General features: G+C 58.0%; 21 protein-coding genes. 13 read left to right on the top strand and 8 right to left on the bottom strand.

Annotated elements, in window-relative coordinates; genetic code table 11:
• The first annotated feature begins 2 nt into the window (after positions 1-2).
• Genes GOW60_RS07180 through GOW60_RS07160 form a run of 5 tightly spaced genes read left to right on the top strand, consistent with a single transcriptional unit; the run spans position 3 to position 5,709 of the window.
• Entirely contained in the window at positions 3-1,100 is a 1,098-nt protein-coding gene (locus tag GOW60_RS07180; protein WP_171228745.1) for a branched-chain amino acid ABC transporter permease, read from the top strand.
• Positions 1,097-1,861: an ABC transporter ATP-binding protein gene (locus GOW60_RS07175; protein ID WP_171228744.1), complete on the top strand. Its 765-nt coding sequence runs from the start codon at positions 1,097-1,099 to the stop codon at positions 1,859-1,861. Before GOW60_RS07180 ends, GOW60_RS07175 begins: the two co-directional genes overlap by 4 nt.
• The gene (locus GOW60_RS07170; RefSeq protein WP_152457954.1) at positions 1,858-2,631 is read left to right on the top strand and encodes an ABC transporter ATP-binding protein; all 774 of its coding nucleotides are present in this window, start codon (positions 1,858-1,860) and stop codon (positions 2,629-2,631) included. Before GOW60_RS07175 ends, GOW60_RS07170 begins: the two co-directional genes overlap by 4 nt.
• Before the next feature lie 5 nt (positions 2,632-2,636).
• Positions 2,637-4,523 (top strand): long-chain fatty acid--CoA ligase, encoded by a 1,887-nt coding sequence (locus GOW60_RS07165; RefSeq protein WP_171228885.1) that lies wholly within the window; start codon positions 2,637-2,639, stop codon positions 4,521-4,523.
• A 25-nt stretch (positions 4,524-4,548) separates the two neighbouring features.
• A complete protein-coding gene (locus GOW60_RS07160) occupies positions 4,549-5,709 on the top strand; it encodes an ABC transporter substrate-binding protein (RefSeq protein WP_152457952.1) in 1,161 nt (386 codons plus the stop codon).
• 70 nt (positions 5,710-5,779) lie between these two features.
• On the opposite strand, the gene rpsI is transcribed toward GOW60_RS07160, so the two are convergent.
• Complete coding sequence (gene rpsI, locus GOW60_RS07155; protein WP_171228743.1) at positions 5,780-6,265, bottom strand: 30S ribosomal protein S9; 486 nt, start codon at positions 6,263-6,265, stop codon at positions 5,780-5,782.
• Between the two features lie 6 nt (positions 6,266-6,271).
• A complete protein-coding gene (gene rplM, locus GOW60_RS07150; RefSeq protein WP_170354147.1) occupies positions 6,272-6,730 on the bottom strand; it encodes a 50S ribosomal protein L13 in 459 nt (152 codons plus the stop codon).
• A 243-nt stretch (positions 6,731-6,973) separates the two neighbouring features.
• Between rplM and GOW60_RS07145 the strand changes: the two genes are divergently transcribed.
• On the top strand, positions 6,974-7,339 hold the full coding sequence (locus GOW60_RS07145; protein WP_171228742.1) for a nuclear transport factor 2 family protein: 366 nt from the start codon (positions 6,974-6,976) through the stop codon (positions 7,337-7,339).
• A gap of 3 nt (positions 7,340-7,342) precedes the next feature.
• Here GOW60_RS07145 and GOW60_RS07140 read toward each other — a convergent pair whose 3' ends face one another.
• The gene (locus GOW60_RS07140; protein ID WP_171228741.1) at positions 7,343-8,746 is read right to left on the bottom strand and encodes a PLP-dependent aminotransferase family protein; all 1,404 of its coding nucleotides are present in this window, start codon (positions 8,744-8,746) and stop codon (positions 7,343-7,345) included.
• A gap of 99 nt (positions 8,747-8,845) precedes the next feature.
• On the opposite strand from GOW60_RS07140, the gene GOW60_RS07135 reads away from it, so the two are divergent.
• Entirely contained in the window at positions 8,846-9,073 is a 228-nt protein-coding gene (locus GOW60_RS07135) for a DUF1127 domain-containing protein (protein ID WP_171115969.1), read from the top strand.
• Positions 9,074-9,134: 61 nt separating this feature from the next.
• Here the strand turns inward: GOW60_RS07135 and GOW60_RS07130 are convergent, their stop codons facing one another.
• Positions 9,135-9,578 carry a PaaI family thioesterase gene (locus tag GOW60_RS07130; RefSeq protein ID WP_171228740.1) on the bottom strand — a complete coding sequence of 148 codons (444 nt, stop codon included), beginning with the start codon at positions 9,576-9,578 and terminating at the stop codon, positions 9,135-9,137.
• Between the two features lie 58 nt (positions 9,579-9,636).
• On the opposite strand from GOW60_RS07130, the gene GOW60_RS07125 reads away from it, so the two are divergent.
• The 4 genes from GOW60_RS07125 (at position 9,637) to gluQRS (ending at position 13,546) form a co-directional block, all read left to right on the top strand.
• Positions 9,637-10,422: an enoyl-CoA hydratase gene (locus GOW60_RS07125; RefSeq protein WP_171228739.1), complete on the top strand. Its 786-nt coding sequence runs from the start codon at positions 9,637-9,639 to the stop codon at positions 10,420-10,422.
• A 253-nt stretch (positions 10,423-10,675) separates the two neighbouring features.
• The gene (trmFO, locus tag GOW60_RS07120; protein ID WP_171228738.1) at positions 10,676-12,016 is read left to right on the top strand and encodes a methylenetetrahydrofolate--tRNA-(uracil(54)-C(5))-methyltransferase (FADH(2)-oxidizing) TrmFO; all 1,341 of its coding nucleotides are present in this window, start codon (positions 10,676-10,678) and stop codon (positions 12,014-12,016) included.
• 37 nt (positions 12,017-12,053) lie between these two features.
• Positions 12,054-12,668, top strand: coding sequence for a class I SAM-dependent methyltransferase (locus GOW60_RS07115; protein WP_171228737.1), 615 nt, complete (start codon positions 12,054-12,056; stop codon positions 12,666-12,668).
• Positions 12,665-13,546 carry a tRNA glutamyl-Q(34) synthetase GluQRS gene (gluQRS, locus tag GOW60_RS07110; protein WP_171228736.1) on the top strand — a complete coding sequence of 294 codons (882 nt, stop codon included), beginning with the start codon at positions 12,665-12,667 and terminating at the stop codon, positions 13,544-13,546. The genes GOW60_RS07115 and gluQRS overlap by 4 nt, the downstream gene beginning before the upstream one ends.
• Positions 13,547-13,556: 10 nt before the next feature.
• Here gluQRS and hisI read toward each other — a convergent pair whose 3' ends face one another.
• On the bottom strand, positions 13,557-13,946 hold the full coding sequence (gene hisI, locus GOW60_RS07105; protein ID WP_171228735.1) for a phosphoribosyl-AMP cyclohydrolase: 390 nt from the start codon (positions 13,944-13,946) through the stop codon (positions 13,557-13,559).
• 48 nt (positions 13,947-13,994) lie between these two features.
• Here hisI and GOW60_RS07100 point away from each other — a divergent pair, with 48 nt between their 5' ends.
• A complete protein-coding gene (locus GOW60_RS07100; protein WP_171228734.1) occupies positions 13,995-14,447 on the top strand; it encodes an iron-sulfur cluster assembly scaffold protein in 453 nt (150 codons plus the stop codon).
• A 59-nt stretch (positions 14,448-14,506) separates the two neighbouring features.
• Complete coding sequence (locus GOW60_RS07095; RefSeq protein WP_152457939.1) at positions 14,507-15,145, top strand: MarC family protein; 639 nt, start codon at positions 14,507-14,509, stop codon at positions 15,143-15,145.
• A 183-nt stretch (positions 15,146-15,328) separates the two neighbouring features.
• Here GOW60_RS07095 and GOW60_RS21315 read toward each other — a convergent pair whose 3' ends face one another.
• The 3 genes from GOW60_RS21315 to ligA form a co-directional block, all read right to left on the bottom strand.
• Positions 15,329-15,451, bottom strand: a complete 123-nt coding sequence (locus tag GOW60_RS21315) for a hypothetical protein (protein ID WP_256367496.1) — start codon at positions 15,449-15,451, stop codon at positions 15,329-15,331.
• A gap of 112 nt (positions 15,452-15,563) precedes the next feature.
• Positions 15,564-17,654, bottom strand: coding sequence for an ATP-dependent DNA helicase RecG (gene recG, locus GOW60_RS07090; RefSeq protein WP_171228733.1), 2,091 nt, complete (start codon positions 17,652-17,654; stop codon positions 15,564-15,566).
• On the bottom strand, positions 17,651-19,903 hold the full coding sequence (gene ligA / locus GOW60_RS07085) for an NAD-dependent DNA ligase LigA (RefSeq protein ID WP_171228732.1): 2,253 nt from the start codon (positions 19,901-19,903) through the stop codon (positions 17,651-17,653). Before ligA ends, recG begins: the two co-directional genes overlap by 4 nt.
• Positions 19,904-19,930 lie beyond the last annotated feature (27 nt).

Raw genomic sequence — 19,930 nt, 5'->3', positions numbered from 1 at the left:
CCATGCGGATCATCTTCAAAACCGACTACATGCAGGATATCCGCCCGTGGAAAGACCTTTACCAGCTTGTCCTGTATCTGATCCTTCTGACGGTGGTTGCCGCAGCCCCCTGGTGGCTGGATGAGTTCTATCTGGGCGAGCTGACCAACGTCCTGATCTGGGCCATTGCCGGATTGGGTCTGATGGTCCTGACCGGGCATACAGGGCAAGTCAGTCTGGGCCACGCGGCCTTTCTGGCCTTTGGCTGCTATGCCAACGTTGCCCTGATCGAAGCCGGGGTGCCCTTTCTGCTCGCCTTTCCGCTGGCGGGCATTCTGACCGGGATAGCGGGCGTGACGGTCGCGATCCCTGCCCTGCGCCTGCATGGCATCTATCTGGCCATCTTCACCATGGCGCTTTCGATCCTGATGGACGACATCATCGTTCTGTCCGAACCCATCACCGGCGGTGTTGCGGGCAAGTATGTTGGCGGGGTCGAAATCTTCGGCCATCTGGTTGACCGCTGGGGAACGCCCGATCAGTTTTTCTGGCTGGTCCTGACCGTCGCCGTGCTGGTCACACTGGGATATATCAACCTGCTGCGCGCGCCTTTGGGGCGCAGCTTCATAGCGGTGCGCGACTCTGAGGTTTCGGCCCAGGCGATGGGCATCGACATCGCGCGGACAAAGATGATCTCGTTCGCGTTATCCTGCGCAGTAACCGGCTGGGCCGGGGCGCTGATGGGGTTGTTCGCCGGAGCGTTCAACAACGAAACCTTCAGTGTTCTGATCTCGATCCAACTGCTTATGATGATCGTCATCGGCGGGCTTGGGTCGATCCACGGCGCGTTTCTGGGCGCGATCGTGATCGGGTTCCTGCCGCAGTTTCTGTCGATCTCAAAAGAATATGCCGGCGCCCTGTTCGGCGGCAATACAGTCGCCATTCCGGGATTGGAGTTCGGCATCTTCGGCATGATCCTGATCGCCTTCATCCTGTTCGAACCCATGGGCATCTATGGCCGCTGGCTGAAAATCCGCACGTGGTTCGAGCTGTTCCCCTTCTATCGAAAAGACATGTTCAAACGGCAGAAATCCTATCTCAAGACGGAGCGTCTTAGATGAGTTTGCTGGAGTTCGAAAATGTCACCCTCAAGTTCGGCGGCCTGACGGCGGTGGATGACCTGTCATTCGACGTTCGGGAAGGTGAAGTCTTTGCCATCGTCGGTCCAAACGGAGCGGGCAAGTCCACTGTTTTCAACCTGATTTCCCGGTTCTACGATCCCGTTGACGGGGCGATCCGGTATGACGGTCATGATTTGCTTCGGGTCAAACCGTCCGGTGTCGCCGCTTATGGCGTGGCACGGACATTTCAGAACATCGAGCTGTTCGAACACGCAACCGTCCTGCAAAACCTGCTGGTCGGACGGCATCGCCACCGCAGGACAAACCTGATTTCCGAGATTCTGTTCACCCCGTCGGCAAAGCGACAGGAACTGGAAAACCGCGAGAAGGTCGAACGGATCATCGACTTTCTCGACCTGCAAGCCTATCGCGACAAGATGATATCGGGGCTGCCCTACGGCGTGCGCAAAGTGGTCGAAGTTGCACGGGCTTTGGCGACTGACCCAAAACTCTTGCTGCTGGATGAGCCGGCCTCGGGGTTGTCCGTGGAAGAAACAACGGACATGCGTTGGTGGATCGATGATATCCGTCGGCAGATGGGCATCACCGTTTTGATGGTGGAACATGACATGGGCCTGGTCTCGGGCGTGTCAGACCGGGTTCTGGCCATGGCAGACGGCGCAAAACTGGCGCTTGGGACCCCGGCCGAAGTTCAATCGCACGCGGCAGTGATCGAAGCCTATCTTGGGAAAGCTTCATGAGCGCGCCAATCCTGAAAATCCGAAATGTCGAAAGCTTTTATGGCCCGATAATGGCCATTCGCGGTGTTTCGCTGGACGTTCACGAAGGCACGATAGTCTCGATCCTTGGCGCAAACGGTGCCGGCAAGACGACGTTGATGAAAACCGTCTCGGGGGTGATGGACCCGGAAAAAGGCACGATCACCTTTGATGGAGACGACATTCAGGGGGCCGAGCCGCATACCGTCGTCCAGCGCGGGATCGTGCATGTACCCGAAGGGCGCGAGGTGTTTCCTCTGCTCACCGTCGATGAAAACCTGAGCCTCGGCGCGTATACCCGAACGGACAAAGTGCAGATCGACCAGGATCGCGAGCTTGTTTTCAGTTACTTTCCCGTTCTGAAAGATCGTCGCACGCAAGAGGCCGGCACCCTTTCGGGCGGGCAGCAACAAATGCTGGCAATCGGACGGGGGCTGATGGCCCGTCCCCGCATCATGCTGCTGGATGAGCCGTCGCTGGGTCTGTCACCGCTTTTGGTGCAGGAAATATTCGCCATTCTGAAACGTCTGAACGAAGAACAGCATATGACGATGCTGCTGGTCGAACAGAACGCCAATGCGGCGTTGCGGCTGGCGCATCATGGATACGTGATGGAGGTAGGCCGCATCGTCATGGACGGCGCTGCGGATACGTTGCTGAAATCCGAAGACATCCAGAACTTCTATCTTGGCGTGCAGGAAGAAGGCGCACGCGAAAGCCGCCGTTGGAAACGCAAGAAGACGTGGAGGTAAGCAAGATGGATGCCACGCCCCTCGCCTCGCAGGTCAAGATCAACGGCGTTGAACTGAATGCAACCCCCGGACAACGCCCGTTGCGCGTGGATGGGTGCACCACCATCAGCATGCTGTTTCAACAACGTTGCGCAGAACTGGGGGATCGTACAGCCCATCGCGAAAAGGATTTGGGCATCTGGAAGTCATATTCCTGGGCCGACTACTGGCAGCACGCCAAGTGGATCGGGCTTGCCCTGCGCAAGCTGGGCCTGGAACGCGGTGACGTTGTTTCAATCCTGTCCGAGGACCGCAAGGAATGGATGTGGTTCGATATGGGCATTCAGTGCGTCGGGGGCATTTCTTCTGGCGTCTACACCACGGATTCGGCCAATCAACTGCAATATCTGGTCAACGACAGTGGCAGCAAGTTCCTCATCGTCGAGGACGAAGAGCATCTGGACAAGTTTCTGGAAGTCGAAAATCAAGTTCCGGATCTGATCAAGGTGATCATTCTGGAAGACGAAGGCTTGCACGACCTGACCCATCCGCGCTGCATGATGATCGACGATCTTTACGCTTTGGGCCAGCAGGCCGAACAGGAAGATCCGGGACGGTTCGAAGCCGAAATCGCATTGGCCAAACCTCAGGATACAGCTTTGCTGGTTTATACATCCGGCACCACCGGCCAGCCCAAGGGTGCGATGTTGAGCCATGAAAACATCCTGGCCGGCATTGAGGCCGGTGCCTGGTCATTGCCAACGCAGGCCAGTGACGAACAACTGTGTTTCCTGCCCCTCTGCCATATCCTGGAACGCGACGTATCCGTCTATTTCCCACTGGCCGCCCGCTGCACCGTGAATTTCGCGGAAAGCCCCGAGACGGTCTTTGCAAATCTGCAAGAGGTCTCGCCTTCGACCTTCACGGCAGTGCCGAGAGTTTGGGAAAAGATCTATGCGCATGTGCAAATCCTGGCGCAGGATGCAACGCCGTTGGGTCGAATGGCATACGGTCTTGCCCTGAAGGCCGGTGCACGGCGGGCCGGGTACGTGAGTTCGGGAAAACCCGTTCCCGCCGCCATCGCGGCCCGGTTCTGGGTTTGGGATCAGTTGGTTCTGAAGAATTTGCGCCGGATGCTCGGTTTGGACAAACTGCGCCGGGGTGGCACGGGTGCTGCGCCTATCTCGGCGGATTTGTTGAAATGGTACTGGGCCATCGGTGTGCCGATCGTCGAGGGCTTCGGCATGACCGAAACGTCCGGCCTTGCCACACTCAACACCGTGGAAAGCAACAAGATCGGAACCATCGGCAAGGTCGTCCCGGGGTGCGATATCCGCATCTCGGACGAGGGTGAAATTCAGCTCAAAGGCATGAACATCTTTCAAGGCTATTGGCGCAACAACGCAAAGACGGCGGAAAGCTTTACCGCCGATGGCTGGCTGCGCACCGGCGATATGGGGCGTATCGACAAGGACGGGTACGTTACCATCACCGGCAGGTTGAAAGACATCATCATCACCGCCGGTGGCAAGAACATCACCCCGGCCGAAATCGAAAGCCGGCTGAAGTTCAGCCATTACATCTCGGACGCGGTGATCATTGGCGACCGGCGCAAATACCTCACGGCGCTGATCATGATCGATCAGGAAAACGTCGAAAAATATGCTCAGGACCAGAAAATCCCGTTTTCGAACTTTGCCTCGCTTTGCGCCGCGGCCGAAGTCAAGGAGCTGATCGGCGCCGAAGTGGCCGCGGTGAACAAGGAATTCGCACGGGTCGAACAGATCAAGGATTTTCGCCTGATCGACGTTCTGTTGACCGCCGAGGATGACGAGCTTACCGCCACGATGAAGCTGAAACGCGGCCTGGTCGAAAAGAAACACGGACACCTGATTGAAGACATGTACACTTAGCCAAAGAGTTTTCGGGAGGAGAAAGATGAAGAAGTCATTCAAATGGCTGGCCGCCGCCACGGCGTTGACCGCCTCGGCAAGCATCGGTTGGGCTCAGACGCAGGGCGTGACGGATGACGAGATTGTCATCGGGTCCGTCAACGACCTGAGCGGCATCTTCGCCGCGGTGGGTGTCCCGGCGACCAAAGGTGCGAATGTGGTATTCGACCGGGTGAACGAAGCCGGTGGCATACACGGGCGCAAAATCCGCTATGTGGTCGAGGACAACGGATACCAGATGCCGCGTGCGATGCAGGGCTACAACAAACTGCTGAACCGCGACAAGGTGTTCGCCATGCTGCAATCGCTTGGCACGCCGATGAACATGGCCGGGTTCAAGCTGTTGGATCCCAAGGGCATTCCCAACGTGGCACCTCTGACCGCTGCGCGTCAGATGTTGCAAGAGCCGATGCGAAACAAGTTCACGTCTTTCTCGACCTACTATGATCAGGCGCGTGTCGGTGTGAAATACCTGGCCGGCGAATTTGGATCAAAGACGGTCTGCACCATGTATCTGCCGACAGATTTCGGTGAGGAAATTCTTGAAGGCAGCAAGGCCGGCGCCGAAGAAGCCGGGATCGCTTTTGGATCTGAAACGACCCACAAGCCGGATGAGACGGATTTTGTCGGGTCGCTCAGCAAGCTCAAGGAAGAAGGCTGCGATATCGTCACCATGGCGCTTGGCGTGCGGCAAGCGATCACCGTAGTTGGCACCGCCAAGAAGATGGGCCTGACGGACATGAAGTTCCTCGGCACTTCGGCCAGTTTCCTGACTGTCGTGGCGCAGGTTCCCGGTGGGGTGACTGACGGGTTCTATGCAGCAGCCTCGTGGCAGGATCTTTGGGCGCGTGCGGACCAACCTGCCCCGGCGGCGTTTATCGAAGAATACAAGGCCGCGACCGGCGAAGATCCGGTTGGATTTGCCATGCTGGGCTATTCCGCTGCCGAAATGATGGTCAAGGCGCTTGAGGCCGCGGGCCCTGACCTGACGCATGACAGCTTTATCGAAGCGATGGAGTCACTGGACTATCAGGATGACCTGGTCGGCAACCACATTACCTATGGCCCGGATGATCACCAGGGGGCGGATACGGTTTTCGTCAATGTCGTTGAAAACGGCGCGTGGAAGCTCGTCTACGAAGAATAAGATTTCCCGCAACACAATGCAAAAGGGCTCGCAATTGCGAGCCCTTTCTTTGTTGGGTGTCCCCGGCGATTTAACGCTTCGAGAACTGGAACGAACGGCGGGCTTTGCGCTTACCGAATTTCTTACGTTCCACAACGCGGCTGTCGCGGGTCAGGAAGCCAGCAGCTTTCAGAGCACCACGCAGGTTCGGATCGTACAGTTGCAGCGCCTTCGAGATGCCGTGCTTGACCGCACCGGCCTGACCGGTCAGGCCACCACCTTTGACCGTGGCGACAACGTCGAACTCGCCTTCGACACCAGCAACCTGAAACGGCTGGCGCAGGATCAGTTGCAGAACGGGGCGTGCAAAATAGACGTCTTGATCCTTGCCGTTCACGGTGACCTTGCCGGAACCCGGCTTGATCCAAACGCGGGCAACAGCGTCTTTACGCTTGCCGGTAGCATACGAACGGCCCAGCTCGTCACGTACGGGTTCACGCACGATGACTTCTTCGGCCACGGTTTCAACGCCTACGACGGCGCTCAGCTCTTCGAGAGTATTGATCTGATCAGCCATCGGTCATTAGCTCCGGGTGTTTTTCTTGTTCATGGACTTGACGTCCAGAACTTCGGGCGCTTGCGCCTCGTGGGGATGCTCGGCACCGGCATAAACGCGCAGGTTGGTCATCTGCTTGCGCGCCAGACGATTGCCCGGCAGCATGCGCTTGACCGCCTGGGTCACGACGCGCTCGGGGTGTGCACCTTCCAGGATCTGCTGTTTGGTGCGCGACTTGATGCCGCCCGGGTGGCCAGTGTGCCAGTAGAAGTTTTCTTCGCGCTTCTTGCCGGTCATCTGGATCTTGTCAGCGTTGATCACGATGACGTTGTCGCCCATGTCCATGTTCGGGGTGAACGACGCTTTGTGCTTGCCACGCAGGCGCATGGCGACGATCGACGCAAGACGGCCCAGAACAACGCCCTCGGCGTCGATCAGGATCCATTTCTTGTCGATGTCTGCAGGTGTTGCAGAAAAGGTTTTCATGGCAGGATAGTCCTGTTTGATGTGAAAGACCGCCCCAAGCGAGGCGGCCCGAATTCGATGGATGCGTATCTAGACACCCATGACCGGCACGTCAAGCGACCAAACGCCATTTAAAATGTTTTAAAACAATGGCTTGTTAAATAGGTATCATTTTACCCCACATTATCAGCACGGAAATCGCCCCAATTTCGACACTCTGATACACTCGGTTGGAATTGATCATGCTCAACCACGGAGGGTCACATGCAGGAATTGATGCGCACGATTGAAAACTATGGCGCGGCCTGGCAGGAAAAGTCCGCCGATAAACGGCTTGCGCTTCTGACCCGGTGCTTTGCGGAAAACGGTCGGTACGTGGATCCGACAGCCGATGTTTCAGGCCGAGAGCAGTTGAGTACACATATCGGCGAAGTCCTTTTGACTTCGAATGGGCGTGTCGAAATCACCAGCAGTCCTGTGTCGCACCATGATGTCGTCCACTTCACGTGGCATATGGTGGCCCCCGATGGCGCAATCATGGTGGCCGGGCATGACTTCATTCGATTGGACGAGGACGGAAAAATTGCCCATCTGGCCGGATTCTTTGGCGACCCGCCGCCGCTGAGTTGAATGCTAGACGCTGATCTGTTCAGGCGGATTGTCCAGCAAAGCGCGCAATCTCAGCATTGCGTCCTCGAACCGTTCCAACGACACGTGGCCATTCATTGCGATGCGTACGGCGTTTGGGGCGCGCCCGTCGCGCAGGGCGAACTCATCCGCTGATCTGAGCTGAATGCCTTCCCGCTCTGCCGCGCGGCTGAACGCGGCAGAGCGCCACCCCGATGGCAGGTTCAGCCAGACAAAAGGCACATCCGGTGCCCAGTTCAGATCGAACCCACCCAGCGCGTTGACGGTGATCCGAACATAATCGCCCATCCGTTTGCGTACATCCTGGGCAATCTGGCGGGTACGCGGATCCGACAGCAGCAGCCGGGTCAGTTCGGCCAAGGGTTGAGCCAGGCCAAAATACCCATATTCGGCGGATCGGCGCAGATCGACGCTGCGATCCTTTGGGGCAATGGCAAAGCCCACGCGCAAAGCCGGTGTGAGTATCTTTGAAATGGACGACACGTGCCAGCCCCGCTCGGGCGCGAGCGCGCGATAACTGGGTTCACGCGCCTCCCCCATGCGATAGCAATCGTCTTCCACGATCTGAAGGTCGAAGCGCCGGGCGACGTCCACGACCTCTTTCCTGCGTTCCAGCGGTGTGTGGATGCCGGTGGGGTTCTGAACTTCTGGCGAGACGCAAACGGCCTGAGCATTGGTTTGCCGCAAAACATGCTCCATCGACGCCGGATCGATGCCCCATTTGTCCATCTTGACGCCAATGACTTCGGCGCGCATCAACTCTCCGGCCCGACGAAACCCGGCGTAAGAGAGGTCTTCAACCAACACGATTGGTTTGGGTCCGCGCAGGATGGTCTGGAACACCAGACACAATCCGTTCTGCCCGCCATGGGTCAAGACGATGTCATCATGGGTCAGCGGGCCCAGCGGCAAATCCGACAGCCAATCCACGACCGATTGCCTCATGGGTATATACGCGTCCCGCGTGGGGTAATTCAGAAACAGCCCGGGATCAGCTTGCGAAACCTTTTGCAGGCATTCCCGGATAAGCGCGACCTGCCCCGCATCCGGCAAACGCGGGCTGAACAGGCTGACATTGGCGTTGTACTTGTCTTCCCTCAGATGCAGTTGCCTGGCCCAGACATCATCCAAAATCGGTGATTTCGGCGGGGCCACAAATGTACCACGTCCAACTTCGGCGTGGAGCAAGCCCTCGTCGGTCAGGATCGTATAGGCACGTGCGACTGTACCAGGTGTGATTTGCAGGCGATACGCCAGTTCACGAACCGGCGGAAGCTTGGCGCCAACATCTAATTTCTTGTCACCAATAGCTTTTCTTATTGCGTCAGCAACCAATGTGTATTTCGGACCCTTGGATTTTGGCAGAGCGTCCGGCCAAATTGTATCCATTACAATTCTTCCTTTGCCTTTGACACAATTTCGAATGTATCAAACCCATGTACCAAGCAATACAGTTTTGTGTCAATACAATTTGAAAGGATTTCCGAGATGACACGCACAATGCACACCACCGCCCTTCTGCTGCTGAACGACAGCCCACGGCTGCCTCTGCTCGCGGCTCTGGCCGTGCGGTTTGCGGCGGCGGTCACTCAATGGGAACGCCGTCGCCGCAGTCGCGTCAATCTGAGCTATCTGGATGACCGTCTGCTTCAGGACGTCGGGCTGACCCGCCATCAGGCTGGCCGGGAAACAAAGCGCTTTTTCTGGCAGCCCTGACTGATCCCCAGTCCCAATTATTGGGACCTCTTCCTGGGCCGGGGCCTGTCCCCGGCCTTTTTTATCCGAAATTCGCGGCAGCGGACCCTGCTGGTGGAAGGGAATAGGTCATCGTTGCCCGCGCAACCGGAAGATCACTGCCTTCCGAGTACAAAAGCACATCCCCAACGGCCAGTGTTTTTCCCAGCTTCAACAAACGACAGGCCGCAATCATGTCGGCGCCGCCTTCCGGCTTGCGCAGGAAATCAAAGGAACTGTTGGTGGTGACGGCCAGTGACTGACGCCCTTTTCGTGCCAGAACCATCGCATAGACACTGACATCGGCAAGCCCGAACATCGACGGGCCGGAAACCGTGCCCCCGGGCCGCAGATGTTGATCCTGAACAACAAGGCGCATGGTGATCGTGTCTTCGGTCAAATCTTCAACGACGAAATCCTTGTGCACCTGCGGGAACACCTCTTTGAGGTATTGTGACAGTTCGTCCCGATTCATTGCCAAAGCCATACTTCCCCTCCTGCTCTTGCCGACCTAGAGTTGGCCCAACTTGGGAACGGAGGGCAAGATGGCAATTCTGGAACGTTACGACACGGGCGCGGTGGCACGGCTGACACTGAACGCCCCGGACCGGCTGAACGCACTAAGTGATGAGATGCTGGCTGCGCTGCAAGCCGAATTTGATGCGCTGCGCGACGACGGCTCGATCCGGGCCGTGGTCCTGTCGGGGGCGGGAAAGGCATTTTGCGCCGGGCATGACCTGAAGCAGATGACGGCCGGACGTCAATCCGAAGATGGCGGCAAGGCCTACTTTCAGGATCTCTTTTCCCGTTGCGCCCGGATGATGATGTCGATCCAGTCCCTGCCGCAACCCGTTATCGCGCAAGTCCATGGCATTGCGACTGCCGCCGGATGTCAACTGGTTGCAACCTGCGACATGGCGGTGGCGGCAGAAGGAACACGGTTTGGTGTCAACGGGGTCAATATCGGCCTGTTCTGTTCCACGCCGATGGTTGCTCTCAGCCGCAACATCCCCAGAAAGCAGGCCTTTGAAATGCTGACCACCGGCGAATTCATTTCAGCAGAGCGCGCCGCCGAATTGGGGCTGGTAAATCGCGTCGTTCCTCAAGCGCTGCTGGAACAAGAAGCCAACGGGCTTGCGGAACTGGTCGCATCCAAGCTTGGCGTCGCCGTGAAGATCGGCAAAGAAGCGTTCTATCAACAGCTGCAAATGCCTTTGGATCAGGCTTATGCCTATACCGGAGACGCAATGGCGCAGAATATGTTGTACCGCGATACAGAAGAAGGCATTTCCGCCTTTATTGAAAAGCGCCCCCCGAATTGGACCCAATGACGCAATTGTTTTGAACATTTTTTGCCACTGTCTTCATTTTTGCACTTTTCAAAAGGGCAACTCTGTGGCAAAGCTGGGTCGAGGCCAAGGCCTCAAGACACTTTTGGGTCGCCGTGGGCGGAAGGTCCCTCCAGCTGGTCTCTCTCACCAGCGCTGACATTCCCGCAGCGGCGACCCCAAGACCCCTCCAGCAAATCAGTCAGATACAATACGGCAGTTGCGCCTGTGTGTGCGGTGCCCTATGTGGCTGCACATGACACAAGTTTTGCATATCGTCGGCGGTGGAATGGCCGGGTCCGAAGCCGCCTGGCAAGCCGCTGAAATGGGCGTTGACGTGATCATTCATGAAATGCGCCCCACCGTTGGCACCTTCGCACATCAGACAGGAAACCTGGCGGAAATGGTGTGTTCAAACTCGTTCCGATCGGATGATGATGAACAGAACGCCGTCGGTCTGCTGCACTGGGAAATGCGGGCAGCCAATGGACTGATCATGACAACCGCCGACGCACACAGGCTTCCTGCCGGGGGGGCTCTGGCCGTGGATCGCGACCCGTTTGCCGAAACGGTCACCGCGAAACTCCGCGCCCACCCACGCGTGAGCGTCACCGATCAAGAAGTCACCTCGCTGCCTGATGAAGGCCATTGGATATTTGCGACCGGCCCGTTGACCTCACCCGCATTGGGGGAAGCCATCCGGGCGGAAACGGGATCGGACGCGCTGGCGTTCTTCGATGCAATCGCACCCATTGTCTATGCCGACAGCATCGACATGAGCAAAGCGTGGATGCAATCCCGGTATGACAAAGGCGAGACCGAGGAAGAACGCACGGCTTACCTGAACTGCCCGATGGACCGTGATCAGTACGAGGCTTTAATCGACGCCCTTCTGGCAGCGGAAAAAACCGAGTTTCACGAAGGTGAGACCGCAGGCTATTTTGATGCCTGCCTTCCCATTGAAGTCATGGCCGAACGCGGGCGCGAAACCTTGCGCCATGGTCCGATGAAGCCTGTTGGGCTGACAAACCCTCATGCGCCTGACGTCAAACCCCATGCCGTGGTTCAGTTGCGGCGCGATAACGCGTTGGGCACATTGTTCAACATCGTGGGGTTTCAGACCAAGATGAAATACGGCGCCCAGACCGACGTGTTCCGCATGATCCCCGGCCTGGAAAACGCCAGCTTTGCCCGGCTGGGCGGCATCCACCGCAACACGTTCATCAACTCTCCTACCCTGCTCGATGCACAGATGCGCTTGAAATCCAAGCCCAACATCCGCTTTGCCGGCCAGATTACGGGTGTCGAAGGCTATGTTGAAAGCGCCGCGATGGGATTGCTTGCCGGTCGCATGGCCGCCGCCGAAATACTGGGGCGTGATTTGCCCGAAGTGCCCAAAGACAGTGCAATGGGTGCGTTGATCCATCACATTACCGGCGGGGCCGAAGCCAAGACGTTTCAGCCGATGAACGTAAACTTTGGCCTGTTCCGCCCCGTGGACGGCCTGAAAGGCGGGCGGCGCGGCCGAAAAGACCGGTACAAGGCCTATACCGATCGCGCCAAGACCGAATGGCAAACCTGGTTGGATCAATGCTGACTGGACGCGCGGCGTGATCTCGGCCTAGCATGACGGGATGAGCGACAAGTTCCTAGACAGCACCTACAATCTCGACACGCCTGAAGACACTGAAACGCATTATCAGAACTGGGCCGCGACCTATGAAAAAGAGGTCGCGGAACAGGGATATGCAACCCCAGGACGGGTGGCCGCGGCTTTGTGGCAGTTCCACCCTCACCCCCAAACGCCGATTCTGGACTTCGGCTGCGGAACGGGGCTTTCTGGTCTCGCCTTGCGGGCGGCGGGATTTGAGGTCATCGATGGCATCGACCCCACCCCCAAAATGCTGGAAGAGGCTGAGGCCAAGGGTGTTTACAGAGCCCTGACCGGGTTTGACATCACCAAACCGGCCCCGCTCAGGCGCGGCGCGTATTCGGTGATCACCGCCATCGGTGTTATCGGTCAGGGCGCGGCCCCGCCCGAGACATTCGACCAGTTGATGCACGCCTTGCCCAAAGGTGGGTTGCTGGCGTTTTCCCTGAACGACCATGCGCTGTCAGATCACAAATTCACCTGCCGACTGACGGATTGGGTCGACATGGGTGCCGCACGTTTGCTATTTCGTGAACACGGGCCGCACTTGCCCGGTATCAACCTTAACTCTGACGTGTATGTTATAGAAAAAGCGTGACTTTCGTAACGCGTTTCGCGCCATCCCCGACTGGCCCGCTTCACCTTGGTCACGCGTATTCTGCGATGATCGCCAGTGATATGGCCAGATCTGAACGCGGCCGGTTCTTGCTTCGCATCGAAGATATCGATCGGTCCCGCTCGCGACCGCATTGGGAGGATCAAATCTATGATGACCTCAATTGGTTGGGGCTGACATGGCCGGAACCGGTGCTGCGTCAATCAGATCGGCTGAGTATCTATGATCGCGCGTTGGAGCGGTTGTGGATGAAAGGTCTTCTGTATCCCTGCCGGTGCAATCGCAAAGATATTACCGCCGCCGCAAGCGCGCCCCAGGAAGGCGCGCCCTTGCTTGGTCCAGACGGAATTATCTATCCCGGAACGTGTCGAAAAATTAACCAGGGCATAGACTTAAGTCAAAATCCTCACCCAAGGGACCAGGTGTTGCGACTGGATGTTGCCAAGGCCTGTCGAACAATCCACGATCCGGCCAGATTCCAATTCTTGGAACTGGGCTCCGGCCCCGGTGGCGAAACAGGAACAATTGCTTTCACCCCGGAAGAGTTGGAAACCAGTGTCGGCGATATCGTTCTGGCCCGCCGCGACATGGGCACGTCCTACCATTTATCCGTCGTTCTTGACGACGCGGCCCAGGGGATCACCCATGTGGTCCGAGGTCAGGATCTGTTCGAAGCCACACGCATCCATGTGCTGCTTCAGGTGCTGTTGGATTTGCCGACGCCTGTGTATTATCATCACGATCTGATCCGCGATGACGCCGGCAAACGGCTGGCGAAACGCGACGATGCGCGTGCCATCGCGAAATACCGGGCCGATGGTGCCAGCCCGGCAGACATCCGGCATATGGTGGGGCTTTGATCTGACTCGGTTACTCCATCGGGGCCATCAGTTCGGTCTCGGCTCCGTCCCGCACCGCAGTATAAAAGCACGTCCGGCGGTTGGTGTGACAGGCAGCACCGGTTTGACGCACCAGAACCAACAGGCAATCGCGGTCACAGTCGATGCGGAAATCCACCAGTTCCTGCACATGGCCCGAGGTTTCGCCCTTGATCCAGAAAGACTGGCGCGAGCGCGACCAATAGGTCACCCTACCCGTTTCCAGCGTCTTTTCAATGGCCTGTGCGTTCATCCATGCCATCATCAGCACTTCGCCCGACACCTCATCCTGCGCAATTGCCGGAATCAGTCCCGCCTCGTTATATTTCAGAGTTGATGGATCAAACGCGACGGGGTGAGACATGACAAAAACCTTTTGCATCCGTTGGGCTGGCCACTATGTATGAGGAACACACGACGAGGGAAAGCCATGAGCGGCGAGAACGACTTGATCAAGCTGTATTCCGGACGCATTCTGGCGTTGGCGGCCGACATCCCGCATCTGGATCGGTTGGAAAACCCGGATGCAACGGTCAAGAAACGCTCGCCTCTTTGCGGCTCTACCGTGACGGTTGATTTGAAGGTTCAGGATGGACGTGTCAGCGCCTTCGGGCAGGATGTCAAAGCCTGCGCGCTGGGACAGGCCTCTGCTTCGGTGGTTGGCGACGCGATCATTGGTGCCACGCGCGCGCAGATCGAAGCAGCGCGCGATCAGCTTGCGGCCATGTTGAAAAAGGACGGCGCCGCCCCGGATGCGCCGTTTGACGGTCTTGAGGTCCTGATGCCGGCGCGGGATTACAAGAACCGCCACGCGTCAATTCTGCTGGCGCTGGATGCAGCCGCCGAAGCCATGGCGCAGGCCGAACAGGCAGATTGTGCCTGATCATAGCTATTTGATGTAAACCCGTTTACCTTCCGCTTAAATTTAAGGAGGGATGGGTTTTGGAAAATCTACTCGAGCATTTTGTAACTCTTTGGGTCGTGATTGACCCGATTGGAACTATTCCCGTTTTCATTGCCGTCACTGCGGGGCTAGAGGCCGCCGCGCGTCGCAAAACAGCCTTGTTGGCATCGATAATAAGCGCCGGTGTCCTTTTGTTCTTTCTCGTGTTTGGGCAATTGCTGATCGAAGCGCTGGATATTGGACTGAATTCATTTCAGGTCGCAGGTGGAATCATCCTGTTTCTGTTCGCTCTGACCATGATCTTTGGCGAAAGCAAACAAGACATAGAACAGCGTCAGGCCGAAGAGGATCAGGAAGATAAGTATCACAAGCAGAATCCCGCGATATTTCCTCTTGCTGTTCCATCTCTGGCCTCGCCCGGCGCGATGCTTGCAGTGGTGATCCTGACGGACAACCATCGATACAGTGCAGCCGACCAGGGGATTACCGCATTGGTCATGCTGTCGGTTTTGGTGGTAGCCTTCGTTCTCATGCTTCTGGCCGAACCGATCATCCGCCTGATTGGCCATTCAGGAGCGGCGATCATCAGCCGTATCATGGGGATGATCCTGGCCTCGGTCGCGGTCAATTCGGTCCTATCCGCATTGCTTGAGATTTTCAAAACCGGCCAGTTGTAAAAAAACCGCCGCACCTTCCGGGCGAAAGGGCGGCGGCAGGCATTGCGTGTCTCGCGTGGGGTCCGGATTGCCGCACGGGGCCGAGGCATGGCCCCTCAAGGGGTTTGGGACAGGCAGGTCACCCTTGACTGAAATGGGGATGACAGCGCGGTTTTTTCGGCACGAGATCGCAGGCAGAAAGGTTCAGAAGCCAACCGGCAGGTGCAAGGCGACCATCAGGATCACGACCAGAGACATCACGCCCACGGCATCCTGTAGGATCGTCGATTGCGAGCGGCTGAATACGGTCTTGATCTGGGTCAGCATAGGGTCACCTCCGGTCAGAGCTTTAATCCTTTGTTGACCTTTTGTTCTCATATTTACCCGAGTCGGTAAAGAACTTTTTGAGAACATTTGTGAACTTTCTGGAACTTTTTTCCTAACCCACTGAAATCAAACGGATCGCCTGATCCTGCTTCATCAGCCACAAAAGCACGCGCGCCGCGCGTCCCCGGTCCGAGGTCAGCTTGGGATCCGCATTCAGCAATGCCCGAGCATCGGATTGGGCTACGGCCATCAAGCCGGCCTGACGCTCGAGATCCGCAATGCGGAACTTTGGGAGGCCGGACTGTGCAGTTCCGATCAGATCCCCGGCGCCGCGCATCTCCAGATCGGTTTCCGAAATACGGAATCCGTCTTCGGTTTCACGCAGGACCTCCAGCCTTTTGCGCCCCCCCTCGCTGAGCGGCGGTTGGTACATCAACAAACACGTCGATTCGGCATCACCCCGGCCCACGCGGCCGCGCAATTGATGCAGTTGGGCCAGACCAAAGATTTCGGCCCGTTCGATGACCATGATCGTGGCATTGGGCACATTGACCCCCACTTCTATGACGGTCGTGGCCACAAGAACCTTGGTGTCCCCGTTCTGGAATGCCGACATGGCCGCGTCTTTTTCCGACGGCGGCATTTGCCCGTGAACCAGCCCGACCACACCTTCGCCCAATATGGCACGCAAGCGTTTGAACCGTTCTTCAGCGGCTGTCAGGTCTGAAACCTCGGATTCATCGACCAAGGGGCAGACCCAATAGCATTGCCGCCCCTCATCAATCGCCCGACGCAGATGCGACACGACCTCGTCCATGCGCTGCGTACTGACAATCGCTGTCTTGATCGGTTTGCGCCCCGGCGGCTTTTCGTCCAGCACCGAGACATCCATATCGCCGTATTGCGCCAGCGCCAGGCTGCGTGGAATCGGGGTGGCGGTCATCACCAGAACATCCGCGCCCTGCCCTTTTTCCGACAACTCCATCCTCTGGCGCACGCCAAACCGGTGCTGTTCATCAACGATGGCCAAGCGCAGCGCTTTGAATTCAACATCACTCTGAAACACGGCATGGGTACCGACCAGAATTTGGATATTGCCCTTTTTCAAAGCCTCAAGCTTAGCGCGCCGCTCTGCGCCCTTGTCACGCCCGGTGAGCAATTCCAGCACCACTCCGGCCTCTTCCGCCAGCGGCCGCAACCCTTCCAGGTGCTGGCGGGCGAGTATCTCGGTCGGGGCCATCATCACGCCCTGCCCTTTGGCCTCGACTGCAATCAGAAGGGCCATGAAGGCCACCAATGTCTTGCCGGCCCCCACGTCACCCTGCAACAATCGGTTCATGCGGGAATCCGATGCCATATCGGCCGCGATTTCCTCGATCGCGCGGCTTTGTGCGCTGGTCGGACGATAAGGAAGACTGGCCAACACCCTGGATTGCAACGCGCCCGTTCCTACGCTGACGACACCACGGGATTTCCGCTCTCGCTGACGCGCCAGAGCCAGCGTCATCTGATGCGCAAACAGCTCGTCATAGGCCAGACGCTGACGCGCGGGCGCAAATGGTGAAACATCATCAGCCCCCTGAGGATTGTGGCCGGCACGAATTGCAGAGATCCAATCCGGCCAGTTTTGCTGTGCCATCTGCGCCGGGTCGATCCATTCCGCCAGCTCTGGCGCCCGCGCCAATGCGCTGCGGGTGGCCTTGAACGCCGTCTTTTGAGTCAGCCCCTGTGTCAGATGGTATACCGGTTCAAACTCCGGAATTTCACTGGCTTGCTCGACCGGCAACATATGATCCGGATGCACCATCTGAGCCATGCCGTCGAACAGCTCCAGCTTGCCCGAGATCACACGGCGGGCGCCCTGAGGCAGCACTTTCTTCAGATAGTCCCCGCGCGCGTGGAAGAAAACAAGCTGAAAATCGGCCTGGCTGTCTTCGACATGCACGCGGTATGCGCCACCCTTGTTTCGAGGCGGCCTGTGTGGGCCGACCGTCACTTCGACCGTCAACGTCGCAGGCAGATCGACGCCCTGAATCGTCTCTCGCCGACGTCGGTCGACGACGGCATAAGGCAGGCCGAACAGAACGTCGCGTGGGCTCTCAACGCCGGCCTGTTGCAGGACCTGCGCGGTCTTGGGGCCGACGCCCTCGAGTGTCTCGAGCCCCGCAAACAGCGGGAACAGCTGTTCCGGCCTCCCGCTCATGCGCCTTCGATCAGCTGCAACCAGCCATCCTCATCCAGGGTTTCGATACCCAGCTCTGCCGCTTTCCTGGCTTTCGAACCCGCTCCGGGTCCGGCGACCAGAATATCGGTTTTCTTGCTGACGGAACCGGAAACCTTCGCTCCCAACGCCTCGGCCCGTGCCTTTGCCTCGGCGCGGGTCATCTTTTCCAGAGTACCGGTGAACACAACCGTCTTGCCAGCCACCGGGCTGTCTGAGGCGGGCGCATCAGGTGCGACGATTGTCAGTTCCTTGCGCAACGTATCGAACGCGCGCCTCTCTTCCACGTTCGAAAACGCATCGGACAGGGACAGACCCAGCGTTGCGCCGATCCCGTCTATTCCGATCAACTCAGCCCAGGCGGCATTGGCATCCGGCGGAACACGCGCCGCGGTTATGGCCGCATCCCGCACTTCCTTGACACGTGCCCGACGACCTTCTGCCAGCGCGGCCGCCCGTTCGGCATCCTCGGCCTCATCCGCTTGCCGCTGCGCCAGAGCTGCCGGGCGGGCGGTGTCCAGGGCCTGCGTCATGGTCTCCCAATCGCGGTAAAACAGCGCCAGATCGCGCGCTCCGACCTCGCCGACATGTCGAATACCCAAAGCGAACAACAGGCGCGCAAACGGAATGGTCCGCTTTTCGTCGATCGCGGCAAACAGGTTTCTGGCCGAGGTTTCCCCCCACCCGTCCCGGTTTTTCAGCCGTGCCAGATTGGCCTTGTCACGCTGTTCCAATGTAAAGATATCCGCCGGAGTCTTTATCGGAAGGATCGGATCATCATAGAACATCTCGATCTGTTTTGCGCCAAGGCCTTCTATGTCAAACGCCTTGCGCGAGACGAAATGTTTCAGTTTTTCAACGGCCTGCGCGGGGCAAATCAAGCCACCGGTGCAGCGGCGGACTGCATCGCCTTCTTCACGGATCGCCTCGCTTTGACATTCCGGACAGCGCGTCGGAAAGATAAACGGCTGCGAACCGGCCGGGCGCTTGGACAGATCAACATCTGACAGTTTCGGAATCACATCCCCGGCGCGATATACCTGAACCCAATCGCCGACACGAATATCCTTGCCATCGCGGATCGTGCCGCCCTTGGCATCGCGCCCCGCGATATAATCTTCGTTGTGCAATGTGGCGTTGGACACAACAACACCGCCCACCGTCACCGGATGCAACCGGGCAACCGGGCTAAGCGCGCCTGTACGACCGACCTGAATGTCGATCGCCTCCAGCCTCGTCCAGGCCAGTTCGGCCGGGAACTTGTGAGCAATCGCCCATCGCGGCGTGGTTGAGCGGAACCCCAAACGCGCCTGAAGCGACAGATCATTCACCTTGTAGACGACCCCGTCGATGTCATAGCCCAAGGTGGAACGTTGCGCTTCGATATCCCGGTAATGTTCCAGCATCTCTGGCGTCGTTTTGCACAGGCGGGTCAGGGGATTCGTCGAAAACCCAAGTGATTTCAACCGCTCGATCGCCCCAATCTGCGAGTCCGACAATGGCTCTGAAACCTCTCCCCAGGCGTAAGCAAAGAAACGCAACGGGCGCGCGCGCGTGATTTCCGGATCCAGTTGCCGCAAAGACCCCGCCGCCGCGTTTCTTGGATTGGCAAAGGGTTTGCCGCCGCGCTCTGCCTGCCGCGCGTTCAACGCCTCGAAATCCGCGTGAGACATGTAAACCTCACCCCTGACTTCCAGAACCACTGGTGCGTTTTTCAGGTGCTGCGGGATATCGGATACCGTGCGGGCATTGGCCGTTACGTTTTCACCAACTTCACCATCTCCGCGCGTGGCAGCCTGAACAAGCTGTCCGTTTACATACCGCAATGACAGCGACAGGCCATCTATCTTGGGTTCGGCGGTGTAGGCCAGGCTTTCACCCGCCCCAAGGCCCAGGTATTTCCGGATCGACCTGTCGAAATCGGCCACGTCGTCATCATCGAAAGCGTTGCCCAGCGACATCATGCGCACGGCGTGCGTGACTTTCGAAAAACCATCGGCAGGCTTTGCACCCACTTGATCCGTCGGGCTGTCGGGACGCTTGAGATGAGGGAAGCGCGCTTCTATCTCGGCATTGCGCCGTTTGAGAGCGTCATAGTCGGCATCCGACATGTCAGGCGCATCAGCCGTGTGATACAGCGTGTTTGCTTCCGACAATAGTTCGGCCAGACGTGCAAGCTCGGCACGCGCCTCATCTTCCGTTAGCTCGGATATGGAAATTGGTTTGCTCATGGCCTCGCCCTGTCACGCGTACTTGGA

The sequence above is a fragment of the Ruegeria sp. HKCCA4008 genome (assembly GCF_013033125.1).
GTDB lineage: Bacteria > Pseudomonadota > Alphaproteobacteria > Rhodobacterales > Rhodobacteraceae > Ruegeria.
This window is presented reverse-complemented; position numbering and strand designations above follow the sequence as displayed.

What these genes read in the sequence shown, in the direction of transcription:
- GOW60_RS07180 (WP_171228745.1), top strand. Translation starts at nt 3, where the DNA reads ATGCGGATCATCTTCAAAACCGACTACATGCAGGATATCCGCCCGTGG.
- GOW60_RS07175 (WP_171228744.1), top strand. Translation starts at nt 1,097, where the DNA reads ATGAGTTTGCTGGAGTTCGAAAATGTCACCCTCAAGTTCGGCGGCCTG.
- GOW60_RS07170 (WP_152457954.1), top strand. Translation starts at nt 1,858, where the DNA reads ATGAGCGCGCCAATCCTGAAAATCCGAAATGTCGAAAGCTTTTATGGC.
- GOW60_RS07165 (WP_171228885.1), top strand. Translation starts at nt 2,637, where the DNA reads ATGGATGCCACGCCCCTCGCCTCGCAGGTCAAGATCAACGGCGTTGAA.
- GOW60_RS07160 (WP_152457952.1), top strand. Translation starts at nt 4,549, where the DNA reads ATGAAGAAGTCATTCAAATGGCTGGCCGCCGCCACGGCGTTGACCGCC.
- rpsI (WP_171228743.1), bottom strand. Translation starts at nt 6,265, where the DNA reads ATGGCTGATCAGATCAATACTCTCGAAGAGCTGAGCGCCGTCGTAGGC.
- rplM (WP_170354147.1), bottom strand. Translation starts at nt 6,730, where the DNA reads ATGAAAACCTTTTCTGCAACACCTGCAGACATCGACAAGAAATGGATC.
- GOW60_RS07145 (WP_171228742.1), top strand. Translation starts at nt 6,974, where the DNA reads ATGCAGGAATTGATGCGCACGATTGAAAACTATGGCGCGGCCTGGCAG.
- GOW60_RS07140 (WP_171228741.1), bottom strand. Translation starts at nt 8,746, where the DNA reads ATGGATACAATTTGGCCGGACGCTCTGCCAAAATCCAAGGGTCCGAAA.
- GOW60_RS07135 (WP_171115969.1), top strand. Translation starts at nt 8,846, where the DNA reads ATGACACGCACAATGCACACCACCGCCCTTCTGCTGCTGAACGACAGC.
- GOW60_RS07130 (WP_171228740.1), bottom strand. Translation starts at nt 9,578, where the DNA reads ATGGCTTTGGCAATGAATCGGGACGAACTGTCACAATACCTCAAAGAG.
- GOW60_RS07125 (WP_171228739.1), top strand. Translation starts at nt 9,637, where the DNA reads ATGGCAATTCTGGAACGTTACGACACGGGCGCGGTGGCACGGCTGACA.
- trmFO (WP_171228738.1), top strand. Translation starts at nt 10,676, where the DNA reads ATGACACAAGTTTTGCATATCGTCGGCGGTGGAATGGCCGGGTCCGAA.
- GOW60_RS07115 (WP_171228737.1), top strand. Translation starts at nt 12,054, where the DNA reads ATGAGCGACAAGTTCCTAGACAGCACCTACAATCTCGACACGCCTGAA.
- hisI (WP_171228735.1), bottom strand. Translation starts at nt 13,946, where the DNA reads ATGCAAAAGGTTTTTGTCATGTCTCACCCCGTCGCGTTTGATCCATCA.
- GOW60_RS07100 (WP_171228734.1), top strand. Translation starts at nt 13,995, where the DNA reads ATGAGCGGCGAGAACGACTTGATCAAGCTGTATTCCGGACGCATTCTG.
- GOW60_RS21315 (WP_256367496.1), bottom strand. Translation starts at nt 15,451, where the DNA reads ATGCTGACCCAGATCAAGACCGTATTCAGCCGCTCGCAATCGACGATC.
- recG (WP_171228733.1), bottom strand. Translation starts at nt 17,654, where the DNA reads ATGAGCGGGAGGCCGGAACAGCTGTTCCCGCTGTTTGCGGGGCTCGAG.
- ligA (WP_171228732.1), bottom strand. Translation starts at nt 19,903, where the DNA reads ATGAGCAAACCAATTTCCATATCCGAGCTAACGGAAGATGAGGCGCGT.